At 48.9% G+C, this 26981-nt stretch carries 30 protein-coding genes; 20 read left to right on the top strand and 10 right to left on the bottom strand.

Features of this window, described 5'->3' with window-relative positions:
- Nucleotides 1–135: 135 nt before the first annotated feature.
- Nucleotides 136–1065 carry a helix-turn-helix domain-containing protein gene (locus tag CIK98_RS12540; protein WP_094384726.1) on the top strand — a complete coding sequence of 310 codons (930 nt, stop codon included), beginning with the start codon at nt 136–138 and terminating at the stop codon, nt 1063–1065.
- Here the strand turns inward: CIK98_RS12540 and CIK98_RS12535 are convergent.
- The gene (locus CIK98_RS12535) at nt 1040–2656 is read right to left on the bottom strand and encodes an ATP-binding protein (protein ID WP_094384724.1); all 1617 of its coding nucleotides are present in this window, start codon (nt 2654–2656) and stop codon (nt 1040–1042) included. The genes CIK98_RS12540 and CIK98_RS12535 overlap by 26 nt on opposite strands.
- A 169-nt stretch (nt 2657–2825) precedes the next feature.
- Nucleotides 2826–3758 carry an alpha/beta hydrolase-fold protein gene (locus CIK98_RS12530; RefSeq protein ID WP_253249727.1) on the bottom strand — a complete coding sequence of 311 codons (933 nt, stop codon included), beginning with the start codon at nt 3756–3758 and terminating at the stop codon, nt 2826–2828.
- 265 nt (nt 3759–4023) lie between these two features.
- Between CIK98_RS12530 and CIK98_RS12525 the strand changes: the two genes are divergently transcribed.
- The 4 genes from CIK98_RS12525 (at nt 4024) to CIK98_RS12515 (ending at nt 8044) form a co-directional block, all read left to right on the top strand.
- Nucleotides 4024–5148, top strand: a complete 1125-nt coding sequence (locus CIK98_RS12525) for an ATP-binding protein (RefSeq protein ID WP_094384722.1) — start codon at nt 4024–4026, stop codon at nt 5146–5148.
- Between the two features lie 210 nt (nt 5149–5358).
- Nucleotides 5359–7014: a sigma-70 family RNA polymerase sigma factor gene (locus tag CIK98_RS12520; protein ID WP_094384720.1), complete on the top strand. Its 1656-nt coding sequence runs from the start codon at nt 5359–5361 to the stop codon at nt 7012–7014.
- 70 nt (nt 7015–7084) lie between these two features.
- A complete protein-coding gene (locus CIK98_RS18285; protein WP_172409941.1) occupies nt 7085–7255 on the top strand; it encodes a hypothetical protein in 171 nt (56 codons plus the stop codon).
- Nucleotides 7256–7810: 555 nt separating this feature from the next.
- Entirely contained in the window at nt 7811–8044 is a 234-nt protein-coding gene (locus CIK98_RS12515) for a hypothetical protein (protein ID WP_094384718.1), read from the top strand.
- Between the two features lie 426 nt (nt 8045–8470).
- Here CIK98_RS12515 and CIK98_RS12510 read toward each other — a convergent pair whose 3' ends face one another.
- Nucleotides 8471–9145 (bottom strand): S24 family peptidase, encoded by a 675-nt coding sequence (locus CIK98_RS12510; RefSeq protein ID WP_094384716.1) that lies wholly within the window; start codon nt 9143–9145, stop codon nt 8471–8473.
- A gap of 227 nt (nt 9146–9372) precedes the next feature.
- Here CIK98_RS12510 and CIK98_RS12505 point away from each other — a divergent pair, with 227 nt between their 5' ends.
- The 10 genes from CIK98_RS12505 (at nt 9373) to CIK98_RS12460 (ending at nt 16288) form a co-directional block, all read left to right on the top strand.
- Nucleotides 9373–9777: a hypothetical protein gene (locus CIK98_RS12505; protein ID WP_094384714.1), complete on the top strand. Its 405-nt coding sequence runs from the start codon at nt 9373–9375 to the stop codon at nt 9775–9777.
- 14 nt (nt 9778–9791) lie between these two features.
- Nucleotides 9792–10172 (top strand): hypothetical protein, encoded by a 381-nt coding sequence (locus tag CIK98_RS12500; RefSeq protein ID WP_094384712.1) that lies wholly within the window; start codon nt 9792–9794, stop codon nt 10170–10172.
- Nucleotides 10173–10186: 14 nt separating this feature from the next.
- Entirely contained in the window at nt 10187–12412 is a 2226-nt protein-coding gene (locus CIK98_RS12495; RefSeq protein WP_094384710.1) for a hypothetical protein, read from the top strand.
- Between the two features lie 52 nt (nt 12413–12464).
- Nucleotides 12465–13433, top strand: a complete 969-nt coding sequence (locus CIK98_RS12490; protein ID WP_094384709.1) for an AAA family ATPase — start codon at nt 12465–12467, stop codon at nt 13431–13433.
- A 25-nt stretch (nt 13434–13458) separates the two neighbouring features.
- The gene (locus tag CIK98_RS12485) at nt 13459–14079 is read left to right on the top strand and encodes an ATP-binding protein (protein WP_172409940.1); all 621 of its coding nucleotides are present in this window, start codon (nt 13459–13461) and stop codon (nt 14077–14079) included.
- Nucleotides 14080–14181: 102 nt separating this feature from the next.
- Nucleotides 14182–14352: a hypothetical protein gene (locus CIK98_RS18280; RefSeq protein ID WP_172409939.1), complete on the top strand. Its 171-nt coding sequence runs from the start codon at nt 14182–14184 to the stop codon at nt 14350–14352.
- Between the two features lie 55 nt (nt 14353–14407).
- A complete protein-coding gene (locus CIK98_RS12475; RefSeq protein ID WP_094384705.1) occupies nt 14408–14731 on the top strand; it encodes a DUF4406 domain-containing protein in 324 nt (107 codons plus the stop codon).
- 2 nt (nt 14732–14733) lie between these two features.
- Nucleotides 14734–15162 carry a hypothetical protein gene (locus CIK98_RS12470; protein WP_253249726.1) on the top strand — a complete coding sequence of 143 codons (429 nt, stop codon included), beginning with the start codon at nt 14734–14736 and terminating at the stop codon, nt 15160–15162.
- Nucleotides 15163–15248: 86 nt separating this feature from the next.
- Nucleotides 15249–15896 (top strand): DUF3164 family protein, encoded by a 648-nt coding sequence (locus CIK98_RS12465; protein ID WP_094384702.1) that lies wholly within the window; start codon nt 15249–15251, stop codon nt 15894–15896.
- A 110-nt stretch (nt 15897–16006) separates the two neighbouring features.
- A complete protein-coding gene (locus CIK98_RS12460; protein WP_094384700.1) occupies nt 16007–16288 on the top strand; it encodes a transposase in 282 nt (93 codons plus the stop codon).
- Between the two features lie 34 nt (nt 16289–16322).
- Here the strand turns inward: CIK98_RS12460 and CIK98_RS12455 are convergent, their stop codons facing one another.
- Genes CIK98_RS12455 through CIK98_RS12425 form a run of 7 tightly spaced genes read right to left on the bottom strand, consistent with a single transcriptional unit; the run spans nt 16323 to nt 22573 of the window.
- Entirely contained in the window at nt 16323–16760 is a 438-nt protein-coding gene (locus tag CIK98_RS12455; protein WP_094384698.1) for a hypothetical protein, read from the bottom strand.
- A 4-nt stretch (nt 16761–16764) separates the two neighbouring features.
- A complete protein-coding gene (locus CIK98_RS12450) occupies nt 16765–17349 on the bottom strand; it encodes a phage virion morphogenesis protein (RefSeq protein WP_094384696.1) in 585 nt (194 codons plus the stop codon).
- A 41-nt stretch (nt 17350–17390) separates the two neighbouring features.
- Nucleotides 17391–18773 (bottom strand): phage minor head protein, encoded by a 1383-nt coding sequence (locus CIK98_RS12445; RefSeq protein WP_094384694.1) that lies wholly within the window; start codon nt 18771–18773, stop codon nt 17391–17393.
- Nucleotides 18767–20170, bottom strand: coding sequence for a DUF935 family protein (locus CIK98_RS12440; RefSeq protein ID WP_094384693.1), 1404 nt, complete (start codon nt 20168–20170; stop codon nt 18767–18769). The genes CIK98_RS12445 and CIK98_RS12440 overlap by 7 nt, the downstream gene beginning before the upstream one ends.
- 3 nt (nt 20171–20173) lie before the next feature.
- Entirely contained in the window at nt 20174–20599 is a 426-nt protein-coding gene (locus CIK98_RS12435; protein WP_094384691.1) for a phage protein Gp36 family protein, read from the bottom strand.
- On the bottom strand, nt 20596–22128 hold the full coding sequence (locus tag CIK98_RS12430) for a hypothetical protein (RefSeq protein WP_094384689.1): 1533 nt from the start codon (nt 22126–22128) through the stop codon (nt 20596–20598). The genes CIK98_RS12435 and CIK98_RS12430 overlap by 4 nt, the downstream gene beginning before the upstream one ends.
- 1 nt (nt 22129) lies before the next feature.
- Entirely contained in the window at nt 22130–22573 is a 444-nt protein-coding gene (locus CIK98_RS12425; RefSeq protein ID WP_094384687.1) for a phage terminase small subunit-related protein, read from the bottom strand.
- 172 nt (nt 22574–22745) lie between these two features.
- Between CIK98_RS12425 and CIK98_RS12420 the strand changes: the two genes are divergently transcribed.
- From CIK98_RS12420 to CIK98_RS12400, 5 genes are all read left to right on the top strand, one after another.
- A complete protein-coding gene (locus CIK98_RS12420; protein ID WP_094384685.1) occupies nt 22746–23816 on the top strand; it encodes a head maturation protease, ClpP-related in 1071 nt (356 codons plus the stop codon).
- 75 nt (nt 23817–23891) lie between these two features.
- Nucleotides 23892–25103 carry a BACON domain-containing protein gene (locus tag CIK98_RS12415; RefSeq protein WP_094384683.1) on the top strand — a complete coding sequence of 404 codons (1212 nt, stop codon included), beginning with the start codon at nt 23892–23894 and terminating at the stop codon, nt 25101–25103.
- A 2-nt stretch (nt 25104–25105) separates the two neighbouring features.
- Entirely contained in the window at nt 25106–25567 is a 462-nt protein-coding gene (locus CIK98_RS12410; protein ID WP_094384912.1) for an N-acetylmuramoyl-L-alanine amidase, read from the top strand.
- A gap of 106 nt (nt 25568–25673) precedes the next feature.
- Nucleotides 25674–26207 carry a hypothetical protein gene (locus CIK98_RS17735; protein WP_141210539.1) on the top strand — a complete coding sequence of 178 codons (534 nt, stop codon included), beginning with the start codon at nt 25674–25676 and terminating at the stop codon, nt 26205–26207.
- Nucleotides 26208–26456: 249 nt separating this feature from the next.
- Nucleotides 26457–26894 carry a hypothetical protein gene (locus tag CIK98_RS12400; protein WP_094384679.1) on the top strand — a complete coding sequence of 146 codons (438 nt, stop codon included), beginning with the start codon at nt 26457–26459 and terminating at the stop codon, nt 26892–26894.
- Nucleotides 26895–26981: the final 87 nt, after the last annotated feature.

Below are 26981 nucleotides of genomic sequence, written 5' to 3'. Positions count from 1 at the left end.
TGACGTTTCTTTTGTTCCATATTTTAATACAGAGTTAATAATCTGTCATTTTGAACATAAAAAGATATAAAAAGAACATTCTTATGTTCGAAAAATCGGTTATCTTTGCACGTGTTTTTACATTAAACAGAAAGAATGGAAAAGAGACTGAGTGTAATGGATTTCAACAGAAGATTCACACGTGGATTGGGAAAAGAATTATTCTCCGATGAAAACCTCACGATAATTGAAGACGTGAACAATCTGCCTTTCTGGAGGCAGATCAATCAAGTTGACTTTGCGCTTGTCATACTATGCAAGCACGGCAGACTGGAAGCCACGCTTAACAATGTCAACTACACAGCCCAAGCCGGTGACATTATATTCTGTAGCGGTATGCATACCATGACCGAAGCCTTGATAACTACCGACTTCGATTGCGACTTGTTTTGTATATCCATGCGAAAATACCAAGAGCTGGTGGTGCCCGACAAAGAGTCGATGTCAAATTTCCTCTTTGCATATCAACGTCCGCTCATTTCGTTGAACGAAAAAGAGATGCAACTGGTTGAGGGTTACAAACGCCTGTTGCAGATAAAAAACGACGAACACGACACTATATACAGTGGGCGCATCACCGACTCAATAACCCAAGCTCTTGTGTTTGAGTTCATGTCAGCGTGCGAAAGAAGAAAGGAAACCATGCCGGATTATGTACAACCCAATAGCCCCATCAACAAGAACATTGCCCACGACTTTCTCATCCTGTTGTCAGAAGACCGATGCCAGCATCGTTCCGTTTCTTTCTATGCCGACAAATTGTGTGTCTCGTCAAAGTATCTCTCACATATTGTGAAGAAAGAGACAGGAAAGACTGTGTCGAAATGGATCAAGGAGCAACTCACCGAACAGATTCGCAACTTGTTGCTCAACACTTCTCTCTCATGCAAGGAAATAGCCATGCGCCTCGGTTTTCCCAACACTTCCTTTTTCGGTAAGTTCACCAAGGAGCATCTTGGTTGCAGTCCTATGCAGTATCGTTCTAATGGGCGGTCAAATGTCATTCATACTCCTGCTCGTCAATGACCTTGCCTTCATTATCCACTGCACGCCAATACACAATGTTTCGAGCCTCTGAGGATATGGTCACTCCGCACTTTGTCAGCTGGCGTCCGTCGGCTTCGTAGGGAATGGCATAGCCCTTGGAGTCTATCTGAGACAAGGCGTTATCTACGGTGTCATCGACTTTCAGTTCGAGGACATAGATGTCGTTCTTGGTCTTGATAACCACATCGGCACGACCGAGAACGCTCTTCACCTCAGTGTCCACCTTGCTGTTGAGCAACGAGAACACAACGTACATCAGCAACTTATAGAATGCCTCCTTTTTCTTCTTCGCCATCCATTCCTTTCGGGTGATGATGTCGTAGGGCAAGGAGGCTATGTAGGAGCGGAGTTCGGTAAGTGCCGATGACAGGTCGCCACGTTTCAGGGCGCGTGCCATGGCAAGAATGGTGGCATTCCTGTCCCAATCGGATATATCCATCAGATAGTTTGTCAAGCTATACACCATACCTTGGCGCACTTCGTAGTTGGGGAAATGAAGTACAAATACATCATCCTCCTTATTATAATAATCAATTGTCAGGTAGCCACTCTGATAAAGCATCGGGACAGGTGTCGAAGCGTTTTCGCATGGCACATTGAAATCCTCCAACGACAATTCCACCCCATCGAAGTCGAGAGGGTTGAAGTTGGGGAAATGTTTGAGATGCTCAATGAGCGATGCCGATGTGCCCGACTCAAACCAGAAGTTGTCTGTCGTATTGTTGTTGAGGGCGCGCATAAGACTGAAAGGAGCATATATATCCTGACTCTTTCTTGCAAAGTGATAGCCTTCGTATTTCGCTTTCAGCAAGGTGTATGCCTCGTCGGTTGTAATCTCAAGGTTGGATGCATATTCCTCGACACATGGGCGCAAGGCGGTGTTGAGCTCCTCTTGGGTGATGCCGCACAATCCAGAATATTCGTCTATCATGGATATCTGATTCAGATTATTCAGCTCCGAGAAAATGCTCATCTGAGAAAACTTCGTGACTCCAGTGATAAAAACGAACTTAAGATACGCGCCCTCATCCTTCAGCACCTGATAGAACTCACGTAGCATCATACGCATTTCTTCAAGCTGTTTTGTGTCGTAGAGCAATCGCATAACAGGCGCATCGTATTCATCGAGGATGACCACGACACGTTCGCCCGTCTTTTCACAAGCCCTGTGAATCAAGCCGCGGAAGCGTGCTCCAGGAGTTTCCTCCTCCGTATTACGCCCATATAGTCGTTCGTAGTCGGCAATGAAGTTTCCCAGCTTTGTCTTCGCCTCACTTACCTTAAGGTTCTTCAGTCCGCTCATTGTGAAATGCAGCACGGGATATGTCTTCCATTCCTTCTCCAAGTCCATAATCTTCAGTCCTTCGAACAGTTCCTTCTGACCTTGGAAATAAGCCTTGAAGGTGTTGCACAACAACGACTTTCCGAAACGGCGTGGGCGGGCAAGAAAGACATATTGATACTTGTTGACAAGGCTATACATCATGCCGGTCTTGTCAACATACACCTTGCCGTCTTCACGAATTCTCTGAAACTGGTCGGTATCTACAGGGTACTTGAATCTGCTCATATCATCTGCATTTTATCAAACAAACACTTTCACGCTGCAAAAATACGAAATAAAAACTATATTTCCAAGAAAAGGAAGAGAAATATATAGAAGTCCACTTGAAAAAGATGCGTCCACCGTTTCTCCTTTAGTACAGAAAAAAGCGGCATCAAGAGTGATGCCGCTTTTATTACCCTACCTTGAACAGGCGGCTGGCTACCTTGGTACGGATATTTTGTTTGTCTAACGGTCCCATGAGCGACGGATTCCATTTTCCGGCAACAAGCAAGGGTGCGGCAAAGAGGTCGGGCTCTTTCAACATCATTACTATGGATGACATGCAACCCATTGACTGGCCTGTGGTGTAGATGCGCTTCGGGTCGATGGAATAGCGCGTTTGCAAGTCTTTCAACAAGGCTATGGTAGTATCGAGATGGTGACTGTAGTTCCAGTTGTCATCCACAGTTATGACCGGATATTCTGGTGCCACCACAATGCACTTGTATCTTGCCTGTGCCTGCGGCTCAGCCCATGAGGTGGCACCATTGCCCTGATAGAGGGTGTGGGTGACATCGCCACTTGCCACTCCCGCATCGTGGATAAAGAGCACTAACGGATATTTTTCCGCCGGATTGTAGTCTTTCGGCAGATATATATTGTAAGGCAAGGCCTGACCTGTATATGGGCTGACGAAATCTTCCTGTCTGAAATCGTCTGCCACGAGACACTGCCCGGCATTGGCCTCTATCTGGGTCTCGTTTGCCTTGTAGCTTTTGCCTTTTGAAGTCTTTATGTCTTTCGTCTGTGTGACGAAGGCATTGCCAGGATATGAGTCGTTGCCTCCAGTGCTCCATCCTGCACGCAGTCCCGGACCTCCCTGCATTCGGTCGCGTTCCTCTTTTTTCTTCTTGTCAGCCTCTGAAGGCATCTGCGGACGGGCATTCAGGTCCACTTCCGCCTTCACTTCGATGATGACATACTGTCCGTCCTTTCCTTTTTCTGCCCTTTCGGGAGCATTGTTGGCATATATGCGTGTCACATCTGTTCCTTCAACCTTGAAACTCTCCTTAGAGAGGCTCTTGTTGCGGATGGGTGTGTCGTATTGAAGCACTACGGTTTCCAAAATTACTCATTTTAATGATTCATACAAAATTTTCCTCCAAACTTTCACCACCAAAAATCAACTGTTTGCCACTATTTCATTTATGTCGTGGTCTGAGAAACTATTTTGTTTACTGACCTTATTGACTATCAACAGCGTTTAATTTTCTTAATTATAGATACTATTAAGGTTAAATATAATCAAATCAATGAAACCAATTGATTTGAAATCATTTTATTTCAAATAGATTTGTTATATTTGCAGTGTAATTAGAATAAAGAATAATATGGATATACCTTTTGTATATGGAAAGATAGCTGACGGTATGAATTTCATCGATCGCGAGGAGGATTCCAAGAAATTGAGGAACAATCTTCTCGGACTTGTCAATACTACAATAATTTCTCCGCGCAGGTGGGGAAAGACATCATTGGTTTGTCATGTTCTTGAGGAGATCAAGCAGGACAAGGATTTTCTTATATGCAAGGTTGACATATTCAACTGCCGCACCGAAGCACAGTTTTATCAAACATACGTGAATGCAATTCTGACTGCCTCATTCACGAAGATGGACGAGTTTATACTTGCCGCAAGGAAATATGTTGGCACCTTTGGACCAAAGTTGTCACTCAGCGACAGTAGTATGAAATATGAATTGGCATTTGGGATTGATTTCAAGGATAAACAATACTCGTTTGATGAGATTCTCGACCTTCCTCAAAAGATAGCGGAGGAAAAGGGAAAGAAGTTCATAATTTGTATAGATGAATTCCAGAATGTAAATGTTTATGACGACCCTTTGGGATTTCAACGAAAACTGCGCTCACACTGGCAGATGCACAACAGGGTGGGTTACTGTATGTTTGGCAGTAAACGTCACATGCTTCTCGATATATTCAGCAACTATGAGATGCCGTTTTATAAATTTGGCGATATGATGTTTTTAGACAAAATCAGTCGGGAGGAATGGGTGAAATACATAACCCGACGATTCGATGAAACGGGAAAACATATCTCGCGGGATGATGCGTCGCTCATTGCCAAACTGGTGGAATGTCATCCATATTATGTCCAGCAACTCGCACAGTTGTCATGGTTGCATACCTCGGAAACGTGCGATGCTGCTATTGTAGAGTCGGCATTTGAGTCGCTTGTCAACCAGCTCAGTTTGTTGTTCAGCAATATCATTGACAATCTCACTGCCAAACAAATCGCTTTTCTGCAAGCCATAGCCAATGGCGAGAAAAACTTCTCGTCGCGTGAGGTTCTTTCAAGATACGACCTTGGCACATCAGCCAATATCAAAAACCTACGAAAAGCTCTTCAGGACAAGGACCTGATAGACATCCTTCCCGATTCAACGGTAATCCAAGACCCAGTGTTCTCGTATTGGTTGAAAAAGAAGTATTAGGGGACTGTCGGTCGCGCCATTCGGAAAGGACGTAGAGGATGGTCTCACCCAGCATATTATGAAATTCCTGCTCGAAAAATGAATGCAAACGACAATGTGGGAAGAAACAAGCAATAGGGAAATCGTATTTTAACATTTCTTTGTGCAGTCTTTTTGCCATCATAGGTATCTATATTAAAATGAGAGGGGACATATGGCACTCTTAGGAATATGGACATAAAAACGCTGGTAGAAAGGGCGAAGACAAAAGACTCACACGCTCTTGAGACATTATACAATATGTACTACCCTAAAATGTTGGGGCTGTGCATTAAAATCACAAAAGAGGGCGAGGATACGGCCAAAGACCTCGTCCATGATGCTTTTGTTCTTGCTTTTTCTTCTTTACATAATCTCAACACCCCTCAACGATTCAACGAGTGGTTGAGCACCATCACCAGAAATGTAGCTCTGAAATATATTGAGAGAAAAAGTAAGATTAGTTTTGTCTCTATAACTGATGAAGACGAAACGGTTGCAGTCACTGGTGTATCATCCGATTCAACAGTGGCTCTTCAGGACATCCTCAATCTTATTGACGAATTGCCAAATGGATACGGCAAAGTCTTACGATTATATGCCGTAGACGGTTTTTCACACAAGGAAATTGCTGAGATTCTTGGAATAGAGCCTCATAGTTCCTCATCCCAATTATCAAGAGCCAAGGCGATGCTTCGAAAGATTATGGATTGCAGACTCTTGGCTATTATCTTGTTGTTGATTATAGCTATACCGCTGTACTTTTTTGTTTCGAAGAAAAACTCGTCCCGACTGCAGAAACCAGAGTTAGCTAAAACTGGTAAATCAAAAAAGCCTGTAGATGCTAATGACATTCCAAAGCCTGTAGAGGAAAGAAACGCTGTCAAGAAATCGGGCAATGAGAATATGGCGGCTTCCAATGTCACCACCATTGAGACAATAGATACTATGTTTGTACCTGACTCTGCGGCTGTTGAAATGATTTGCAATACACAAGTGGCAGAACATGAGCAGGACAGCACAGAAATTACTACGGACAGCATAATGCCGCGAATTATATTCCCTGATTATGAACTTGCAGAGAATGATGAAAAGAAGAAAACCAACAAGTGGCAAATGCTTGTCACCGGTTCGGTTGGTCCGGCATTGGCTCAGAATATATACCGGCTTATAACCACAGGCAAACAGGATTTTGATTCCGAGGCTCCGGCTTTCCCGGAAAATGTAACCACTTGGGAAGACTATAGTCGCTACTTGCATATGAAAGAGCATGAGAATATGCCGGCAGATACAATTGCCATAATGGAGATAGCCGACCACAACCAAGGTGACATTATAGAGCGGGAACAACACGACCGATCAATCACGTTTGGCATATCTTTGAGTAAGCCTCTTTCAAAAAAATGGAGTCTTGAAACCGGTCTGCAATATTCTATTCTGAAGTCGAGAAGCGTGATGGGCAGTGGGGAATATTATATAGGTAAGAAACAGAATATCCACTACCTCGGTGTTCCGTTCCGCGTGTCTTATCATATTGCTGACTACAGGCAGCTGTCAGCATACAGTTCTGCCGGTCTGCAACTTAACATTCCTGTATATGGGAAGGTTAACAGTAAATATATTGTGGGCAATATACCTGCATGCACAGACAGTTGGCATATAACACCACCGCTGCAATGGTCAACCAACTTTAGCCTGGGATTACAGTACAAGTTCCTTCCAAAATGGACGCTATACATGGAGCCGACATTATATTGGCATATTCCTAACGGTAGCAGTACGCATACCATCTGGACGGAACATCCGGTAATGTTCTCTGTACCATTTGGAATAAGGATCACTTGGTAAAAATACTACTCATGCAGTCTTTCGGACAGATATTGCATCTATATTAATGTAGGGCAATAATCCGAATAGTATGTATATAGTAAAAGATTATCTATATATATGGGGGAGAAAACGAAGTGGAATGTATGAGGGAGAGTGGATTAAGATGGAAGATAATGAGAGTGAGAGAGTTAGAGGAGTGTGGGAGAATGAGGGGAGAAAAACGAAATGGTTTACAGGGCTTTACATTGGGTTTACATGAGATTGATGTGATGGGAGAGATTGAAGGGGGATTTTTACATTGGGAGATCTGAGAGATGGAATGTTTAGGGGTGATAGGGAGATAGGGCGTTGTTAATGGTGTTCTTGGGGCGTTCTAAGGACGTTTGAGGGGATTTCGATGTTGGAGTAAGGGATTAGGGAAGTGAGAGGAAAGGGGGCTGTAGGCGGTTTTTTTATGTGGATTTGAGGGGGCGAATCGGTTGGATATGGGAGGGGAGGATTGGATTTGAGGAGTTATGTGGCTTTTGGATTAGAAAATATTCCATATAATTGATATTTGGTATATTATTTGTGAATTATGTGGGGGAATTTTGGGATGTTTGTGGTTTTTCTGCTTTGAGGAAAATAAGGATAATTCATTTTGGCTAATTATACTAATTTTCCTTAAGTGTTTTCTCGGATTTTTTTTGTATGGGATTGGGGTGGATTAATTGGTTTGGAAGTGGGAAAATGAGGGGATTTTGGAATATTTAAGATTGAAAATTATTCCATATAATAATTATTTGGTATATTTGCACCCAAAAACAGAAAAGATATGGCAAAGGTTATTCATGTACATTTAGTGGGTCGCGGACGCATGGAGCGTAAGGACTATTATTTCTCAAGTATTACGGCAGTATATTCGGTTCTGACGGCTGAGGATGTTGGAGCGACGAAGAATTACCTGCTTCATGCAGGACTGTCGGGGAATGGATCTGTGGCTACGAAGAAAGCCATAATAAAACAATCGACGCTGATAACTGGGAAAGGGATTGAGGAGGAGGAATAGAAGGCTGTCGAGATGGTTATTGGAAGGCTGCTGGTATGGCTGTCAGGATGGCTTTTGGATAGTATTTGAATGGCGTTCCAATGAGGAAGACCGGGACGTGTTGGGGAGTCGTTTGGCTCCCCTTTTTTGTGGGCTGAAATGGGGCGTTTTGAGTTTAGGGTTACATTTAGGGTTACATTTAGGGTTACACTTTTTGAAAGTTTAGGGTTACATTTAGGGTTACATTTTGCGTTGAAAAAAAGGCTGTAAAATGGTGGAAAGTGAGGGGTAGAAGGCTGAATATGTTTGATTATGGAAGATAGAGGGGGCGAAAAGCCCCCTATTTTTTATTAAGACACCTTATTTATATATATAGTAAGCGGCTGACAGTGGGCGATTTAGGTGTTTGTAATGGTGCTGGAATGGGATAAAAATGCGTGCGCGTGTCTATTCGAGGCGTATGAGTCCTATGACGAGAGCCACTGCGTGGATCTGCTCGAGTGGCAGCTGGAAGGGGTCGTAGTCGGGATTGTCGGAGACGAGTGTGATGTGGTTTTGATCGGATCCGGGCTTTACTCGTTTAACGAGCGGTCCCTGTGTGGTGTCGAGGACATAAGGCTTGTTCCACTGGAAGAAAATGGAGTTCATAGGCACACGTTGGCAAGCGACGATGTCGCCAGAGTTGTAGGTAGGTTGCATGGATGTGCCTTTGATGGGCATGAGGAAGTCTGCACCCTTGAAAGCGGGCACGACATATCGTTCACATTCATATTCGAGTGCTGTGCGTTCGTCGGTGAGTGCTCCAGCCATTGCGCTGAATGGTATGAGTGGGATGCCATCGGTGGAATTGGTTGTGTGTATGGCTTTTGGTAGTGCTGCATCATTGCCCTTTACCATGCTACCCTTACCGGTTAGTAGCCATTCTGGAGAAATATCGTAATTTCTCACGATTTTCTCAAGAATGTCTGCTTTAGGGACAACACCCTTGATATATCCACGTATATTCCCCTCGCTTACACCGAGTTTATCAGCGAATACAGTATTCTTTCCATTGCCATAATATTGAACACATACAGCGATTCTATCGTGAATAGTTTCGATATTTTTATTATTTTCTGCCATATCTCGTAATATTTTTCGATTTTTATTTGGTTATATCGTGAGAAATCACTATCTTTGCAGCGGATTTACATTGTTAACGTGATTTGAGTGTAAAAAAAAGGGAGTTTGTTCCACTCTGTATCTGTTACGTTGTAAAGTCCTATTGATAGTGTTAACACTGTCAACTTGGGCGCAAAAATACGAAAAAAAACTGAGATAGAAGAATAATCATCAAAAAAAATAGAAAAATGACACAGAAAGAGTTTGAGATTCGTACTGGCGTGACGTTGTCTGCCGACGAGTATGCGGGAATTGAGGCTGTATATATGGCAGCCGGTGAGATGGACAAGGACGTGTTCTGCGCGGAGTGGAAGAAGATAGGCGGTTCGCGTCTTGTTATGGAGCTGTTTGGCGAGGTGATGCGCCAGCGCGGTGAGATTGCTCACCTGAAGGGCGAGGAGCAGGAGAGCAGGAAGCTGCTGAGTGAGGCAGCCGAGTATCTGATTGAGAAGTCGAGCGAGCGTGATGACATCGGTATGCGCAGACAGGCATGCCGTCTGATAGGCGAGCGTGAGGTTGTGATGTACAAGTTGAATTACGACCAGGCGTTGTGTGATGAAGACATTGTATGGATTAGGGAACAATTAAGCTAAGGAGGGAATGAGCAATGGATAAGCGAATATTTGTAGAGCAGGAAGGTATGGAGAAGTTGAGGAAGGCGTTTGGCGTGAGCCGTCAGACGATATGGAAGGCGTTGACCTACCAGACTCGGAGTGCGATAGCGAACAAGATCCGTCACACGGCGATGACTCAGTGTGGCGGTGTGAGGAAGAGTGCCGACTCGTTGGAATGTGAGACCACCCATGAGGAGCTGGAGCGCACGATGACGCAGCGTTGGGGCGAGAGAGTGAAGTTGGTTGTTTATAAGGAGAGCGGCGACGTGGAGTTGTGGATAGACGGCAAGATGGAGCGTAGGGAGGAAAATATGACCCTTCCCGCTTTTGTAGAGCTTCAGACCGAAGCGGAGATGAAGGCCCAGGGACTGTAAGGAGGCGGAGAGAGATGGAGTATTACGGCAAGATATTGTGCATATCGGCAAACGACCTGACTCAGGATGACCGTCCTGAGTTGGTGAATGGCGAGGCAGACTGGAGCCATAGCCGTATGCTTGGCGGTGTACATCCCTCGATGTTGCCGACGGCTACTCTTGCCCCGATAATGAGTGTATCGAACTACAAGCAGATGAAGAAGAGAGGCCAGATAAACGTGGTGCGTGCGGGCAAGGGCTTGGGCAACTACGCGTTGGTGGAGGTGGCTACGCTGCCTCAGCGTTTCAGGGACGCGATTAAGGAGAAGTATGGCGAGCTGGAGGTGAACGTGCTTCGTGAGTGGTTTGGTCAGCACTACCGTATGGACTCGAAGGCGCGTGAGTATTTCAGCCGCTACCGTTTTGAGGATGGCGGTTCGCTGCCGGCTGAGAAGGTGAACGAGTACACGGTGAACGCGAGTGTGCTGGAGGCGATAGTGTCGGTGGTTGGTGACGCGAACGTGATGCGTAAGGCGATGCACGGCACGACGGTGAACTGGACAGAGATAGTGAGTCTGATCAGTTACTACAAGGCTGAGACGGGTCATACGCTGCCGATGAGCGCGCACCGGTTCAGGGACACGCTGAAGGAGTTCAAGGAGAAGGGCTACGAGACATTGATCTCGAAGAAGTTCCGGAACCAGAACACGAGGAAGGTGAGCTACAAGACAGAGCGGCTGATATTGAGTTTGGACAGTTTGCCTGAGCGTCCGTACAACACTACGGTGGCCGAGATGTACAACATGTTCGTGAGGGGTGAGTTGGTAGTGGCAGACCCTGAGACGGGAGAGATGTTCTCGCCGGAGGACTATGTGGATAAGAAGGGCAATCCACTTGTGCTGAGCGAGGCGACGATAGCTAACTACCTGAACACTCCGAAGAACAAGGCGTTGAGGGCGAAGCTGCACGACACGCAGTGGGACTTCAACAACGAGTACCGCCCCTATCATCTGAGGGCGCATGCGGTGTGGGCATTGAGCAAGGTGTCGCTTGATGACCGTGACCTTCCGAGGCCGATGCCTAACGGCAACAGGGTTAAGGCGTACTATGCATACGACGTGGTGAGCGGCTGTGTGGTGGGGAAGGCCTACAGCAGGCTGAAGACGCGTGACCTGTTCATCGACTGCATGCGGGATATGTTCCGTACGTTGGAGAGGAACGGCATGAACACTCCGATGGAGCTTGAGGTGGAGCACCACTTGGTGGAATCTTACAGTGACGGACTGATGAAGGCTGGCGTGGTGTTCCCCATGGTGAGGTGGTGTAACCCCGGCAATTCGAGGGAGAAGCGCGCGGAGCATTTCAACAGGGCAAAGAAGTACGGCACGGAGAAGCAGCTGCAGGCGGGCATAGGCCGTTGGTGGTCGAAGTTGGAGGCTAACCGTCCGAAGGTGGAGAAGGTGTATGACGAGAAGAACGACACCTACAAGGAGAAGAGCTACGACTATGAGGAGCTTGTGGCCGATGACCTGCGGAGCATCGAGGTTTATAACCACCAGTTGCACCCGAACCAGAAGATGTACCCCGGCATGACGAGGTGGGACGTGCTTGTGGCAAAGCAGAACCCCGATTTGAGACCTTGGGACAGGAGCTATCTGCTGAGGTATATCGGTGAGAAGACGAGCACGACGATAAGGCAGAACATGTACTGCACGGTGAACTATGAGCAGTGGAGCTTGCCGAGTCCGGAGGTGATCGAGAAGCTTGAGCCTCGGAACATGAAGGTGGATGCCTACTGGCTTGCAGACGGCGAGGGGAACGTGACAGAGGTATATCTGTGGCAGGGCGACGAGTTTATCTGCGTGTGCAAGAAGGTGGCAAGGTATAACGAGGCGACGGCGGAGCAGACGGAGGCGGACAAGGCGGCTTATCTGGAACAGGCGAAGTATGTGGCTAAGTTTGACAAGATGATGAATGAAGGGAAGATAGAGAAGGTGGTTGTGATGAAGAAGGAAGAGATGGAGGAGATAGAGGCTATTGAGGCTGAGGGCTGTGGACCTGCAAATGAATCCACAGGCACGGGGGCTGAGGAAGAGCCAGGCAGCGAAACTGCCTGGGACGGTGGCTTGGCTGCGCATGAGCGAGGACGAGACGGATGCTTACCCAGTGGGATGATGTGTGGAGATGGCGATGATGAGGAGGATTTCTCGGAATACTTGGATGCAGGCCGCTGGTCGGAGGCGGGCGTGGCGAGTGTCTGAGGAATTAAGAGTGATTTGATAATGATTATAATAACGTTTTAATGGTATTGCAATGGAAATAACAAAAGAGATTAAGGAGCGGATAGTAGCGGCGATTACGTCGGACAGAGAGAACTATCCGAGTGACAACAAACATGCTGTTGCCTTGGGCATATCGGCATCGGTGTATAATGCAGTGAAGAAAGGAGCTTGGGAGCGACAGGTGAGCGATGCCGGCTGGGTAGGCATGGCGCGGCGTCTTGGCGTTGAGCTGAGAAGGGAGATGGAATGGAAGGCGGCTAAGACCCCGACGTACAACTTCGTCACAGCTCAGTTGAGGATGTGCCAGGAGAGTGGTGTGAGCGCGATATTGTGCGACATACCGAACATAGGGAAGACATTTACAGCCCGTCAGTATGTGAAGACGCACAAGAACGCGATATACGTGGACTGCAGTCAGGTGAAGACGAAGCGTAAGATGGTGAGGAAGATAGCGAAGGAGTTTGGCGTGACGAGCATGGGTAGCTACTATGACGTGTATGAGGACTTGGTGGCTTACATGAAGACGCTGGACATGCCTTTGGTGGTGTTGGACGAGGCTGGAGACTTGCAGTATGAGGCTTTTTTGGAGCTGAAGGCTCTGTGGAACGCTACTGAGAGGTGCTGCGGCTGGTATATGATGGGAGCCGACGGTCTGAAGGCGAAGATAGACAGGAACGTCGAGGGGATGAAGGTTGGTTATGCGGAGATGCTGAGCAGATTTGGAGGTGGCTTCAGCCGGGTGACGCCAGAGGACGGTAAGGAGCGTGTAAAGTTCCTGAAGGCTCAGGCGGCGATAGTGGCTAAGGTGAACGCTCCTCAGGGCAGTGACGTGATGAAGATAGTGAACGGCAGCGGCGGCGGTCTGAGGAGGGTATATACGGAGATTGAGAAGCTGAGGAGAGCTGTGGGGGACGCTCTTGCGCCTGACAGCGCAAGCACGGGGGCTGAGGACGGTGGCCCTGCAGCAAAACTGCAGGGAACGGTGGCTGAATGTAGATGAGGGGAGGATGGATATGGCAGAGAAGATGAAGAGGGCTTATAGTCCTATTGAGGTGCTTCAGATGAAGCGGAAGGTGCTGGAGTTTGGCGGAGCATGGGAGGCGAGCATGGGTAAGCCTGCTGCAAGCGGGACTTGGATTATCTGGGGGAACAGCGGTAATGGGAAGTCAAGCTTTGTGATGCAGTTGGCTAAGTACCTTTGCCAGTTTGATAAGGTTATTTATGACAGTCTGGAGGAGAGCACTGGACTGAGCGTACAGAAGTCGTTGCAGAGGCATGGCATGGCAGAGGTGAGCCGTAGGTTTCAGATATTGGACAGGGAGTCGATGGAAGACCTTAGCGAGCGGCTGAAGCGTAAGAAGAGCGCGGGAATCGTGATAGTGGATTCTTTTCAGTATAGCGGTCTGAACTATGCTGGTTATAAGAAGCTGAAGGAGGCTCATCCCGGGAAGCTGCTTATATTCATCAGCCATGCTGAGGGGACGAGGCCTGAGGGAAGGGCCGCGAAGAAGGTGGAGTATGATGCGGACGTGAAGATATATGTTGAGGGGTTTAAGGCGACTTGCAAGAGTAGGTTTATGGATGTTCCCGGGGTTCCGTTTGTGATATGGGAGGAGGGGGCGAAGAAATATGCTTTGAAGGAATGAGAGGGGATGACTCCGCAGCAAAACTGCGGGGAACGGTGGCTTTAAGATTGATTTTTAAAACATATTATAAAGATGGAAAAGTATCAGATATTGATAAGGAATATGAGCCTTCCGCTGGTGGTGGAGGACTGGATGGAGAAGGCTGAGTGTGACATTAGGCTACGTAAGGCGAAGACTCCTGGTTGCAGGGTTGTGGAACTGACTGACCCGGTTTATGCAGCGAGGATGATCAAGTGGCTGAGGGTTGCGGAGAAGGTGAACATTGCTAAATGAAGAATGATGAATGAAGAGTGAAGAATTAAGAATTATAAATTAAGAATTAAGAATTATGAAGAAAGAGAAGATTTACATTAGCGGTGCGATAGCGCACCATGACTTGGAGGATCGTAAGGTTGCTTTTGCGCTATGTGCTGCTTATTGCAGGTTCTGTGGTTATGAGCCGGTGAACCCGTTTGACAATGGCGTTGACCAGAGTGAGGACTGGCGTGTACACATGAAGGCGGACATGAAGATGCTGCTTGAATGTGACGCTATCTGCATGATGGACGGCTGGGAGCAGTCGAAGGGGTGCAAGTTGGAGCTTGACGTGGCGAGCAGCTGCGGTCTGACGGTGTATTATGAGAGTGGCGTGCGGACAATACAGGAGAGATGAGAATGGAAAACTATGCAAGGTTTTATTCAGCATTGAACCGAATGCCTTACAGTGGCGACAGGGAAGAGCTGAAGGAGCAGATAGTGAAACAGTTCACATTTGGCCGGACGGTGCATCTGCGCGAGATGACTGAGAGCGAGTATTACAGCTGCTGCGACTCGATGGAGAGGATGGTTCCTAACAGAGAGCCGGTGGGCGAGGCGTTGAAACGCGCCGCTCTGATCAGGGAGAAGAAGAAGTGCCGTTCGATGGCTTTGCATCAGATGCAGTTGTATGGTGTTGATACGGCTGACTGGGGGAAGGTGAATGAGTTTTGTCGGCAGCCTCGGATAGCGGGTAAGGAGTTCAGGGAACTGGACTGCGAGGAGCTAAAGAGGCTGACTAAGAAGATGAGGGCGATAAACTCGAAGAAGGAGGAGAGAGCAGGGTGATGGACCCTGCGGCAAAACCGCAGGGAACGGTGGCTGAGGAGGAGAGAATGAAGAACTTTTTTATTATCTTTTTAAAATAATTTTTTATGGCAAAAATTGATTTGGCAGGGTTAAGTCCTGAAGAGAGAAGGCAGCTGTTGGAGCAGTTGCAGAGTGAGGACAAGAAGCAGCGTGAAGACCGTAAGGAGGCTTACGAGACTCTGAGGAACGCGTTTATGAATGACGTGTTCGGTAAGGTTGAGCTGATAGAGTCGGAAGTTGTAGGATTTAAGAAGTGGCTTGACGGCGAGAGCGAGTCGTTCAAGAAGGTGATGTCAGAGTATGGCATGACGCGGTTTGGCGACCAGACGAGCTACACTATTGTCCACGGTGACCTGAAGCTTGAGATAAGGAGCAACAAGGTAAAGACGTTTGACGAGCGTGCTGATATGGCAGCGGAGCGGCTGTTGGAGTACCTCAAGAAGTACATGCAGGCGAGCGAGAAGGGTGCTGATGACCCGATTTACCAGTTGGCGATGACGCTGTTGGAACGCAACAAGCAGGGCAAGCTGGACTACAAGAGCATCAGCAAGTTGTATGAGCTTGAAAGCAAGTTTGACAGTGAGTATGGTGAGATAATGCAGTTGTTCAAGGAGAGCAACGTTGTTCAGGGTACGGCTTTGAACTATTATTTCTCGAAGAGAGACAAGGATGGTGTTTGGAGACGGCTTGAGCCGAGTTTCTGCCGATTGTAGGAAGAAAGTGTTGACAGAGTAAACGAGAATGGCTGTACTGATAAAAAAGTGCGGTCATTCTTTTGTTTTTTTATGATTATTGATTATCTTTGCAGTGTTTTTTTATCAATATGGGCAAAGGACGGAACAGCGAATTGATTAGGTTGCGTGACGAGGCATTGTGCCGTCGTTACTATGAGTTGACGGAGAAGCAGAGATTACGCTTCGACGATGCTCTGCGTTTGCTTTCGGAACAGGAGTTTTTTATCAGCGAAGGGAGGATTATGGCGATAATAAGGAAGAAGGTGGGAGAATTGAAAGATATTGCTCTGAAGCCTGTTCCACGGGTGAGGATGCCGAGGCTGACGGCGAAGCAGCTGGAGCTGTTTCGGGATGAAGAGGAGGGGAAGTGATGCCCGGCAGCAAAACTGCCGGGAACGGTGGCTTTTAATCGGAGATTAGGAAGGTGTAGAGGGATTCGTAGATTTTGATGTTGCCGGGAAGGGTGTAGTCTCGGGAGCGCTGGCGGGTGAGGGGGTAGATGTTGGGGAGGTTGTCGAATTCGAGGGATTGGAGGGAGTTGTGGAGATCGGTGGCGAGGCGGTAGCGGTTGGCGATGGAGGATTCTTGTGTGGAGCCGATGTGGACATCGTCGTAGCAGTCGATGGCGAGGCGTACGGTGATGGTGGCGGTTCCTCGTTGTGATGAGCCTTGCTCGTCGAGGTCGGTCCAGCTGATGTCTGTGTTTCCGACGAGTACGCATGGGAAAGTGACAGGATAGTTGTCTTCCTGGGTTTCGAGTTGTCCGCAGTCTTCTGCTACGAGTGAGAGTTGCGGGAAGTTGTAGGCGATGTGCCTAAGCAGTGATAGTAAGAACTGTTCCATTGTTTTATGAATTTAAAATGTTTCTGATTTCGTTTTCTACTGTATTCTGAATGTTTTGTTTGAGTTCAGCGGACGGTCCGATGAACTGACGCTGCGGGATGCGGGCCGTGACATCGAGTTTTTGCTTCTTAGTGAGGGCGAGTGCTTTCCACTTGGAGGCTTCGGGGGATTGGTCTCCCTTCTTTTCCTTGGCAGAGAAGAACTGTCGCCATGCGAACTTTCGCATTTTGGGTGTGACGGTTGGATGAGTGGTGACGGTTGCTCCCTGGTTGTGAACGGCAGCGTAGGGTACGGAAGTGCCTACGGTTACGGTTGCGTCGCCTGGGACGTAGCGTATGGAGCCGAAGAGATAGTTGCGGGCAGAGAGGAGAGGACCATATTGGGAATAGGCATGGTCGCCTCCCGCCTTTTGGCGTTGAGTTTGTGGCCAGGGCATGAGACCGTTGTTGACGTAACCGCCTTTTCGGAAGTTGTCCTGAAAGTGGTCGGCGGCTTTTCTTCCAATCTTGATTGGGAGAGAATGGTGTATGGCTTTTGTTATTTGAGCCTGCTTTTCTTGTATTTTTCGTTTAAAATCGTTAATGTTCATAATATTTTTGAGGATTTTGTTTGGGGATTGTGGAAATATTGCTAATTTTGCGACGAGAAGTTGGTTAGTCCACTCATATCGGCGGCGTTAGCCGTGCGTTCGGGGGGATTTTCCAACTTTTTTATTCTCATAGTATGTAGAATGCTATATGCCCCATGGTCTCTTGCTTTCGCTTCTATTGTAACATCAAGGTATGTCGCCTCAAAGACAAGAAAGTTGCACGAGTGATGTATTCCATCCTCTGTTCTTACGATTTTTGCTAATGGCATCCATTCTTCTACCATTGTCGCTAAACTCATTGTCTTTGCCAATTTTCTATTTCTTTTATTCTTTGAATAAGTTTCGTTTATATAATCTTTATTAATTACTACTGTATTGCCTTCTTTGTCATGTAAATATAATCTATATGCTTTTTTATTATTATCCAAAATATATTCTTTTAGATGTGTATCAGCCCACTTAATGGCTTCCTCTAAAATAGCTTGGTTCTTGAAGTGTTTTTTTTCTTTGCGAGTCTTTGTTACCCTATCAATACATCCATCGATGTATGGACAGTTGTAGCAGTCTTTTGTTTGCGCCTTGAAGAGGGAGCGGAGTCGGGACTTGACGTTGGGCTTGTAGAAGGCGCAGTGGTTGCAGTCCTTGGGGAAATAGGGGTGGTCTTGGGAGAAGATGGCGCGGGTTTTGGCGGGGTTGCCGGCGAGACCGGGATGGGGATTGTTGCCCGACGGCGAAACCGTCGGGAACGGTGGCTCTTCTTCGGAGGGGACGGGCGTGGGGGACTCGTCGGTGGAAGTGAGGGAACACTTGCAGTTCCAACGGTCGCCGGGGCGGTGCTGGTCCCAGAAGGGGTGGTCGATGGGGAGGATGGTGTTCCAGTAGAGACGGTGGTCGGCTCCGGGGGTGGGAGATGTGGAGGGAAGCCATTTGAGGTTGGGGAGGACGTCCTTCTCGGCGAGGAACTGCTGCCATTGGGCGGTTTGACGGGCACGGAGGACTGCGGTGTTGTATTCTGTTTCGAGCCAAGTGCCGCACTGGTGGGAGGCTATAGGGAGGACTTCTGCTTTCCACTGTTCGAACGGCTTTAGATTGCCGTTGGAATCAAGGAGGCGGGCTGCCATGTCGGATTGGGCACGGTGGACCTTGAAGGCGGCGAAGACATCGATGGAATGACGGAGGGCGGGGAGGATGGGGTCAATGCCCAGCAGCGAAACTGCCGGGAACTGTGGCTCTTTTAGGGCGGAGAGGAGGGTTTTGGAGATGGCGGCGAAGAGGTGGGGTTCTATTGTGGGGGTGGTTGGGTTGGGATTTTGGGAGTAGATGGATTGGAGGGCGGCGGTGAGTACTTCATCGGAGATGGAGATGGTGGTTTGCTCGGCCTTGAAGGGCTGAGGGGAATTGTAGTAGAGGGAGTTGACTACCATTCTAAAGCTGCCCCTCGGTGTAGAGGGGCTAATGCGAAAAAACGGCGGAGGAAGGAGGAGATGGGGGATTTGCCCGACAGCGAAACTGTCGGGAACGGTGGCTTGGCGGATGAGGAGGGTGTAGGTTTTGTAGGGGGTGTAGGGGAGGTGGATGGGGTCTCGTCGGATTGGGGGAATTGGAGGTTGGAGTTTAGGACTTGGGTGAGGAGGTGGGATTCCTCGATCTGGGCTTTGAGCTGGTCGTAGTTTTCTGGTTTTTCGATTCCGAAGGTGTCGTAGAGATAGTCGTCGGAGATGGGGAGACGCCAGTTGGAGTTAAGCTGTACGAGGATGTTTGCCTTGGCAGTGAGGTCGATGGACTTGGGTTCGGGGAAGACGAATTCGCCGCCAGAGGTGTCAATGCCCATGGCGGTGAAGATGTCGGTCATGTCGTAGTTGAGTACGTTGAGGACATACTTCTGGTCGGCTTTGAGGATTTGATCCTCTTCCTTTTTGTGGACGTTGCCGAGAGCCTCAGAGCCAGTTGACTGAGCTTCGGTGGTTAGGGTGTTGCCGAGGAAGAGCTTGGACATTTCCTTGTTGCAGCGTTCGCAAAGTTTGTCGTAGAGGTCGCTTGAACCAGTCTTGTTTCCGGATTCGAGCAGTTTGAGTTCGACGTCCTTTGCGTGAATATACTTTTTGAGCGCACCCGCCTCCTTGGCGTCCTGAATGGTACGTTCACGCGCCTCGTCGTCGCCATTGTCGTAGGTATAGTCCTCTATGGGCATACCAAAGATTTCAGCGAACTGTGCCCAGTCGGCGACATCGTTGCGCTTGTAGATGACCCACGGAGCTGCCTTGACGAGCATACCGAGGTCTCGCGGCTGTCCTACGAAGAGGAGGTTGGGATATTCGTCCCAGGGAGTGCCTGAGATGTTGTCCTGGAAGCGCATGATGGCACGACGTACGGGGTCAACATGCTTTCGAGGTATGAGGTCGTAGTTGACCCACCCGTGCTCGTCGCGATAGAACTGCATGAGCGAGAAGCCGTAGAACTTGGCATCGATGATGTCGCCCACGAGTCGGCCGAACCATGGCGAGCGCAGCTGCTCGTTGATGGTCTCGTCGGGAATGCCGTCGCGCTGGAAAGAGATGTGAGTGCCGTTGACGGCATTGCGCCGGCGCTCTATAACGGAGGTGAGATGAGTGTCAATCATTATGTCGTCGTAGAGGTCATAGAGACGAGTACGACGGTAGAAATCTATGTTGTCAGCCGCATTGACGGCGCTGATGAACGACGAGATGTCGATGCCGAAGCGTTTAGGAGCCGAAAGAATGATGGTGTTCGGCTTGGTTTGTCCCGGCATAGGTCTGAGACCTCCGACGGAAATTCTGTTGTTTTTCTTTTTGCGTGCCATATCTTAGAAGTGATTATGTCTTTTTGGATTTGAAACAATTCTCATTGGTTGGTTTGATACCAGAATATCAGAAGGTGCGGGCGGTGCTCCCTCGATGGAGATGTCGCCCTTAGCGACCGCCTTAAGCCATTCGGTTGCCCTCTCGTAGCGATCCTTTCGGAGTTGGGATAGCTTGACGGGGTTGTGAATGGAGAAGATGTGATAGATGGCTATGTCGAGAGCCATCATGAGGACGAGGGGATGACGGTTGTCACCTGCCTGAGAGAAGATGGCGTCGCAGTCGTATCGCTTGGCGAGGTAAGAGCGCATTTCGGCAATGGCCCTGTCCTCGCAGATGTCGATGATAGAAATGTCCTCACGCACGAGGCTGTCGAGAATTTCCCGATGTATGCTGGCATCGTAGTCAGCTATAGATATGAAGTTTGTCATAGTCTGTACTTATTTTTAGAACGAAGTTGTGATGCATTGATTTTGACGGGCGGTTCGAGGGCTGAGATGAGGGAGTTGAGCTTTCTCAGTCCACCCTCGACAGCGTCGGGACCGTCGGCAGGATATTTGAGGTTAAGAGTGAAGAGCTTGAACTGGTCTTCGAGTTCCTTCATGTGCGGGTTGTCCTTCTCGTCGATGTTGAGGATGAGATTGCCCGCACGGTTGATTGGTTCAAGATTTGCCTCGATGCGAGTGGCCTTTTCCGTCTTCTTCTCCTCATCGCCTCGGATGTAGAGGTCGATGCCCTTGTCCTTCCTGACCTTTTGTACGAGCGGCTTGAAGACCTGCTGGAAGAAAGGGTCTTGAAGTTTGTTGTTCTCCATCCAGCAATAGACATTAGATTTGTTGGCGACGAACTGAAGGAGTTCGACGTACCAGTCGATGAACTCAGCGTTGAGCGCGTGAGCGAGTCGAGCCTTGATGACATAGAGCTTGTCGTTGAGTTTTCCGAGTAGCATGACCGCCTTGAAAGACGTTCCCTTCTTTCCCTTAGACTCGCCAGGCGCGGGGTCTCCATAGATGACGAGTGCCTTGAACTTGGAAAGCGGCGGCACCTTGGCATATACCACGTCCTTGAAGATTTCGCCCTGACTGATGGGATTGTTGAAATACTCATGCTGTTGTGACATTGTGGATATTTTGGAGAGTGTGCGGTCGATGTGCTCCTCGGAGTTTTTCTCTGGCCATGTGCTCTTACCATGCTTGTCGCGAATGTTGACGATGTCCCAATGGTCAGCAATCTCCCCTGCACGAGTTACGCAGCAGTCCTTGGCGATGATGTTTCCGCAGAAGATGATGAGTGTAGGTTCAGAAGTTGACCGAGTGGGATAAAGCGCCTGTTCCCACCATTCCCACCGTTTCTGTATGATGTCGGGGTTCTTGCAATCCTCGTCAGTGTCGAAGTCATCTACGAGTAGTACGTCAGGACGAATGGACTCGTTACGTGAACCACGCGGTGACTGTCCGGCACCGATGGCCCGGAAAGCGACACCCGACTTGGTGATGAACTCCTCCTCTGTCCACGCACCGATGGACTGCTGCTTGCCATAATAAGCGATGATTCGTCCATTAGCCTCGAAGTTGGCTCGATAAGGCGCGAGAAGACGGACGGCATTGTCCTTGCTGTTAGAAGTGAGAATGATATTTCGCTTCTTGCCAGTGAGGGCGAGGTAAGAGACGATGAACATAGTGACTGTGGATTTAGCCAGCTCACGCGACCATGAGAGCACCTCAAACCATTCGTCGTTGGCGAGGATTCGTCGTATAGCCCTTTTCTGGAAGTCGGCGAACTCGTATTTTGCATATCCAGGGAAAAAGAACTTAATCCATTCGACGGGATGAGCCTCAAGCCAGGCGCGATGCTTCTCACGTTCGGCATGAGACATATTCTGGTCAACAGGAGTTGAACGATAAACGTTTTCCTTGTATTTTTCCCAATTAGCGAGAGCGTTTTTATCAATCTGTTTCATGCTACAATATAGATTTAATGAAAGCATCAGCCCAAGACACGACTTCCTTAGCCTTCTGATGGTCTTGCGGCCTAAGGAACTCTATGAACTTGGTGAGTACGGAAACGACTTCGGCGATTCCCACCTCAGTTTCCATTTGCTTGATGGCCTTGGAAAGTTTACCGATGATGTCAGCCTCGGCTGAGTTAGCGAAGCGTTCACCTTCAGGTCTTGCCTCTATTGTCTTGTTAATCTCTCCGACCTGGCGATAGAGCGAGCGCACCTGTTCCTCGCGAGTAAGAGTGAGAGCAGTGCGCTGCTCCTCCCACTTGTTCTGTCGGATCCAGTTGGAGACGGATACGCGTGAGACCCCTACGCGGTCGGCAATTTCCTGCTGCGTAAGGTTCTCCTTAAGGTAAAGGGTCTTTGCCCAATCCCTTTTCTGTTGATTAGTCAAATCTGCCATTGCTATTGAAAATTTTGGTGCAAAGTTGGTGAAAAAAAAGGAGTTTTGCAAATCAGGAGTTTTAGATGTAAGTATATGATAGCTTTATAGTTGTATAACGTTTCATGATAAAACCGTGATTTGGAAGGAAGGAAAAAAAGTATTTACTTTGCAGCAAAATTCAGAAAAAGCGATGAAAAAATTCTTCAATATCATTCCAGGTAACGGCAGCTGCTGCCTCCTTTTGTACGGCGAGATAGGCGGCGAGGTGAGTTGCGGCGACGTGATGCGCAACCTTCTTGAAGCCGAGAAGCAGTACGGCCGTATAGACGTGAGGATTAACAGCGTGGGCGGAGAGGTATATCCCGGCATAGCGATATTCAACGCTCTGCGCCAGAGCAAGGCCGACATACACATATATATAGACGGAATAGCGGCAAGCATGGCGAGCGCGATAGCATTGTGTGGCAAGCCTGTGGAGATGAGCCGTTATGCGAGGCTGATGATCCACACGGTGAGAGGCGGCTGCTGGGGGACGAAGGAAGACATGCAAGACTGCATCAAGGAGCTTGAGGTGCTTGAAGGCACTCTGTGCAAGATGTATGCGGAACGGCTTGGGAAGAGCGAGGATGAGATAAGGAGCCAATACTTTGATGGCAGAGACCACTGGCTGAGCGCAGAGGAAGCGTTAGCGCAAGGCTTTATAGACGGAATCTATGATGTTGAGGAAAACCTGAGTGTATCGTCCGAGACATTGCTGTCGGAGAAGATGACCCCAGAGGAGATATACAATACATTCAATAACCGGCTCATGATTGAGCCACAAAACGAAAACAAAATGGCATTATTAGAAGAACTGAAAAAGACCCCGAAGTTCAAGGACTGCGCTTCGGAGGAGGCCGCGCTTCAGATAGTAGCGCAGCTGACACAGACGGCGAGCGGTGCAGAAGCGCTTGCATTAGAGAATAGCCGTCTGAAGAGCGAGAACGACGCCTACAAGGCTGAGAAGGAAGCAGCCGTCAAGGCAGAGAAGGAGAACCTCCTGAACGAGGCAGAGAAGTGTGGCAAGATAACGGCACAGACGCGTCCGGCGTTTGCCGCGTTGCTTGAATCAGACTTCGATGCAGGCAAGAAGGCTTTGAGCGAACTGAAGGCCACGAAGCGCGTGATGGAAGACATCAATGCGGGCACTGGAGTGAAGAGCTGCTGGGACGAGCGAAAGGCTCAGATACAAGCTAAATACGACGAAGGCCGTAACCGATAGGGCTTGCTGACCTGCGGATGAATCCGCAGGCACGGGGGCTGAGAAGAAATACGATACATATTAAATTATAGAGAAATGGCATTAGTAATTAAAAACACCAACTACAATGGCGAGGTACTTGAACGCTTGTTCACCCTTGCCGTACTGGGTTGCCAGATAGTCGATAAGGGACTGATCTGCGTGATACCCAACGTGACGAAGAAGCTGAGCATCCCTCGCTTGAAGACAGGCAAGATGCTTCAGAAAGTGAAGGAGATGCCCGACTGGAAGGACTCAAAAGGTCACTTCAACTATTCGGAGCACGTGTTGGAGCCTGAGGAGTTCATGGCATTCACCACGTTCAATCCCAACCTGCTGTACAACATCTGGCGTCCATTCCAACCAACCGGCGACCTTGTGTTCACTGAGCTTCCGCCTCAGGTGCAGAGCGAACTGCTGAACGCCCTGTCGAAGCAGGTGAAGTTTGAGTTGGGCTACCACTACATCAACGGCGTATATGGCAACACCGATGACGAGCTGTTCAACGGAATCTTGTACCGCATGGAGCATGACGATGACGTGATCCGCGTGAGCACAGAAGCCGTGTCGATGATCGACAAGCTGTATGCGGTGAAGGAAGCCATCCCCGAGACCATCAAGGAGAACGAGAACCTGCGTTACCTGATGAGCATGGCAGACTGGGAAGCCTACGACAAGGAGCTGACCGAGCGTGAGGACAAGAACAGCGACGAGACGATGCTGAACCGCAAGAGTTTCAAGGGCGTGAAGATTGAGACCCTTGCAGGCTGGCCAAGCGGAGTGATTGTAGCAACCCTGTGTGCTCCAGACGAGACAGGCAACCTCTTTGCCGGTGTGAACCTGCCTGATGACGAGAACGTGATCCAGATAGACAAGCTGACGAACGCAGGCGAGCTTTACTTCCTGAAGATGAAGATGCAGGTTGACACCAACATTGCCTTCGGCGAGGAAGTGATAGTGCTGGACACCCGTTCAGATCCGAAGTTCGGCGTGAAGTCGAAGACGATCAAGGTTGAGCCTGCTGCACTTGAGTTCGAAGCTGATGGCGGCGTGAAGAGTGCGGTTGTGACCGCGAGCGGTGACTACCACATTGTGGGCAGTGTGCCTGAGGGTTACGCGGTACTTGACTATAACAACAAGATAACCGTGACCGCAAGCGGCAACGCAAACGGAGCCGACCGTACAGGCACTCTGACCTTGGCCCTTGACAGTGACCCGTCGAAGAAGGCAGAACTTACGCTGACCACGGCAAAAGCAGCTGTTGAATGACCATGGGCAAGTTGAAGAGACTCGTAATCCATTGCACAGCCACGCGAGAAGGTCGTGAGGTGACCAGTGCCGAGATCCGGCACTGGCACACCGACCCGAAATCGAAGGGCGGTCGCGGTTGGAAGCAGGTAGGCTATTCAGACCTGATACATCTCAACGGAGGCGTGGAGAACCTTGTACCATACAACGAGGACGAAAACGTTGACCCTTGGGAGGTGACGAATGGAGCCGCCGGCTATAACGGCACAAGCCGCCACGTGGTATATGTAGGTGGTTTGGCAGTTGACGGCCAGACAGCCAAGGACACACGTACTGTGGCTCAGAAGGAAGCCCTGAAGAAGTATGTGAAGAACTTCCTAAGGCAGCATCCCGGTGCTGAAGTAGTAGGTCATAACGAACTTGCGGCTAAGGCATGCCCGAGCTTCGACGTGAAGAAGTGGCTGAAAGAGACACGAATAATGTGAAGAAAGGCAGGCAGCGAAACTGCCTGGAACGGTGGCTCTTTTGGGGCTGAGGGTGTAGTGGAGAGACGGGTGAAAAATGTTTGAGTAATAAAGTTAGATAAGGAACATGTTTGAGACAATACTTCATTATTTACAGTGGGCAGTGCCAGGCGGTATAGGAGCAGCTATAGCATGGCTGTTGAGCCGCGACTTGCGTCGTACGCGAACGGCGAAGGAAGTGCATGACACATATAAGGAGATGTATTCGGACGTGAGCCAGAGTCTGACAGAAATGCGTGAAGAGAATGAGAAACTTTATAAAGCTATCATTAGGCTGGAGCGAGCTGTGCAGCGTGCTAATACATGCCGTTATTGGTATGATTGCCCTATCCGCAGCGAGCTGCCGGAGTCATCATACAGAGGAACGGACGACCATCAGAGGCGACAGCCTGCAATGGGTAAGCCGAGAATCCGTGACAGTGGAGACACTGATTCTTCCCATAACGGGGGACAGTGTAGGTCTGACAATACCGATGAAGGCGATACTGAGCCTTCCCGAGGGCGCCGAGTATTCGAGCAAGCAGGGACGGACACGCCTGTCGTTGAAGAAATCGGGAGACAATCTGATTGCGAACGCGACTACAGACAGTGTGGCGGGTAGAATGACCCGTGTGGAGCACCTGGCTCGGGACACACTCCAAAAGGGGAGCGTGCGTGAAACGGAAAAGACCGAAGAAAAGACCTCGCAGGAGAGAACGCCAGGGCTAAATGACATATTACTATTATTGATTGTTGGGCTTGGGGTGGCGTTAGTCATTTATAAGGCGAGGAAGGGAAGAAGGACCCGGCGATGAATCGCCAGGCACGGGGGCTACAAGTATTTGAATAACATTTTAATAAGATTAGAACAATGGCAGAAACAAAGACAAAAAAGGTGATGGGCTGGAAGCAGTGCACGGTCGTAATGGGTGAGACAACCTATAACGACATCAAGGAAGGCACAACCAGCCTGAGTGTAGAAGAGGGTCAGGAGACTGAGGCCACGATTGAAGGTGGCGAGGCAGAAGGCCGCTACAAGGATCCTGACAAGTATGTGCTTACTATCGAGCGCAGAATAGGTTCGGAGGAAGTAAAGCCCGGATTTATTGAGGATGCTGGTGACGTGGAGGTGAAGCCGTCGCGTAAAGGTGCACGTACGGTGAAACTTACCGGTGTGAGTCAGCACATCTCTGTGAAGTACGACAGCACAGACGGAGCCGTAGCCGTCTATAAATGGAAGACTAAGGGTCAGACAGACGAGGACGGCAACCTTGCTGACATCAGCATCGGTACGGTGCCGTTGGTGTGACCACGAGAGCTGTAGGTGAGGTGCGGTGGAAGGCTGCACCTCTTAAATGGGGAGGTTGTCCGGTGACAGGAAATAAAGCGTAGGAAA

The organism is Prevotella sp. P2-180 (assembly GCF_002251435.1).
In the GTDB taxonomy this organism is placed as follows: Bacteria; Bacteroidota; Bacteroidia; order Bacteroidales; family Bacteroidaceae; genus Prevotella.
This window is presented reverse-complemented; position numbering and strand designations above follow the sequence as displayed.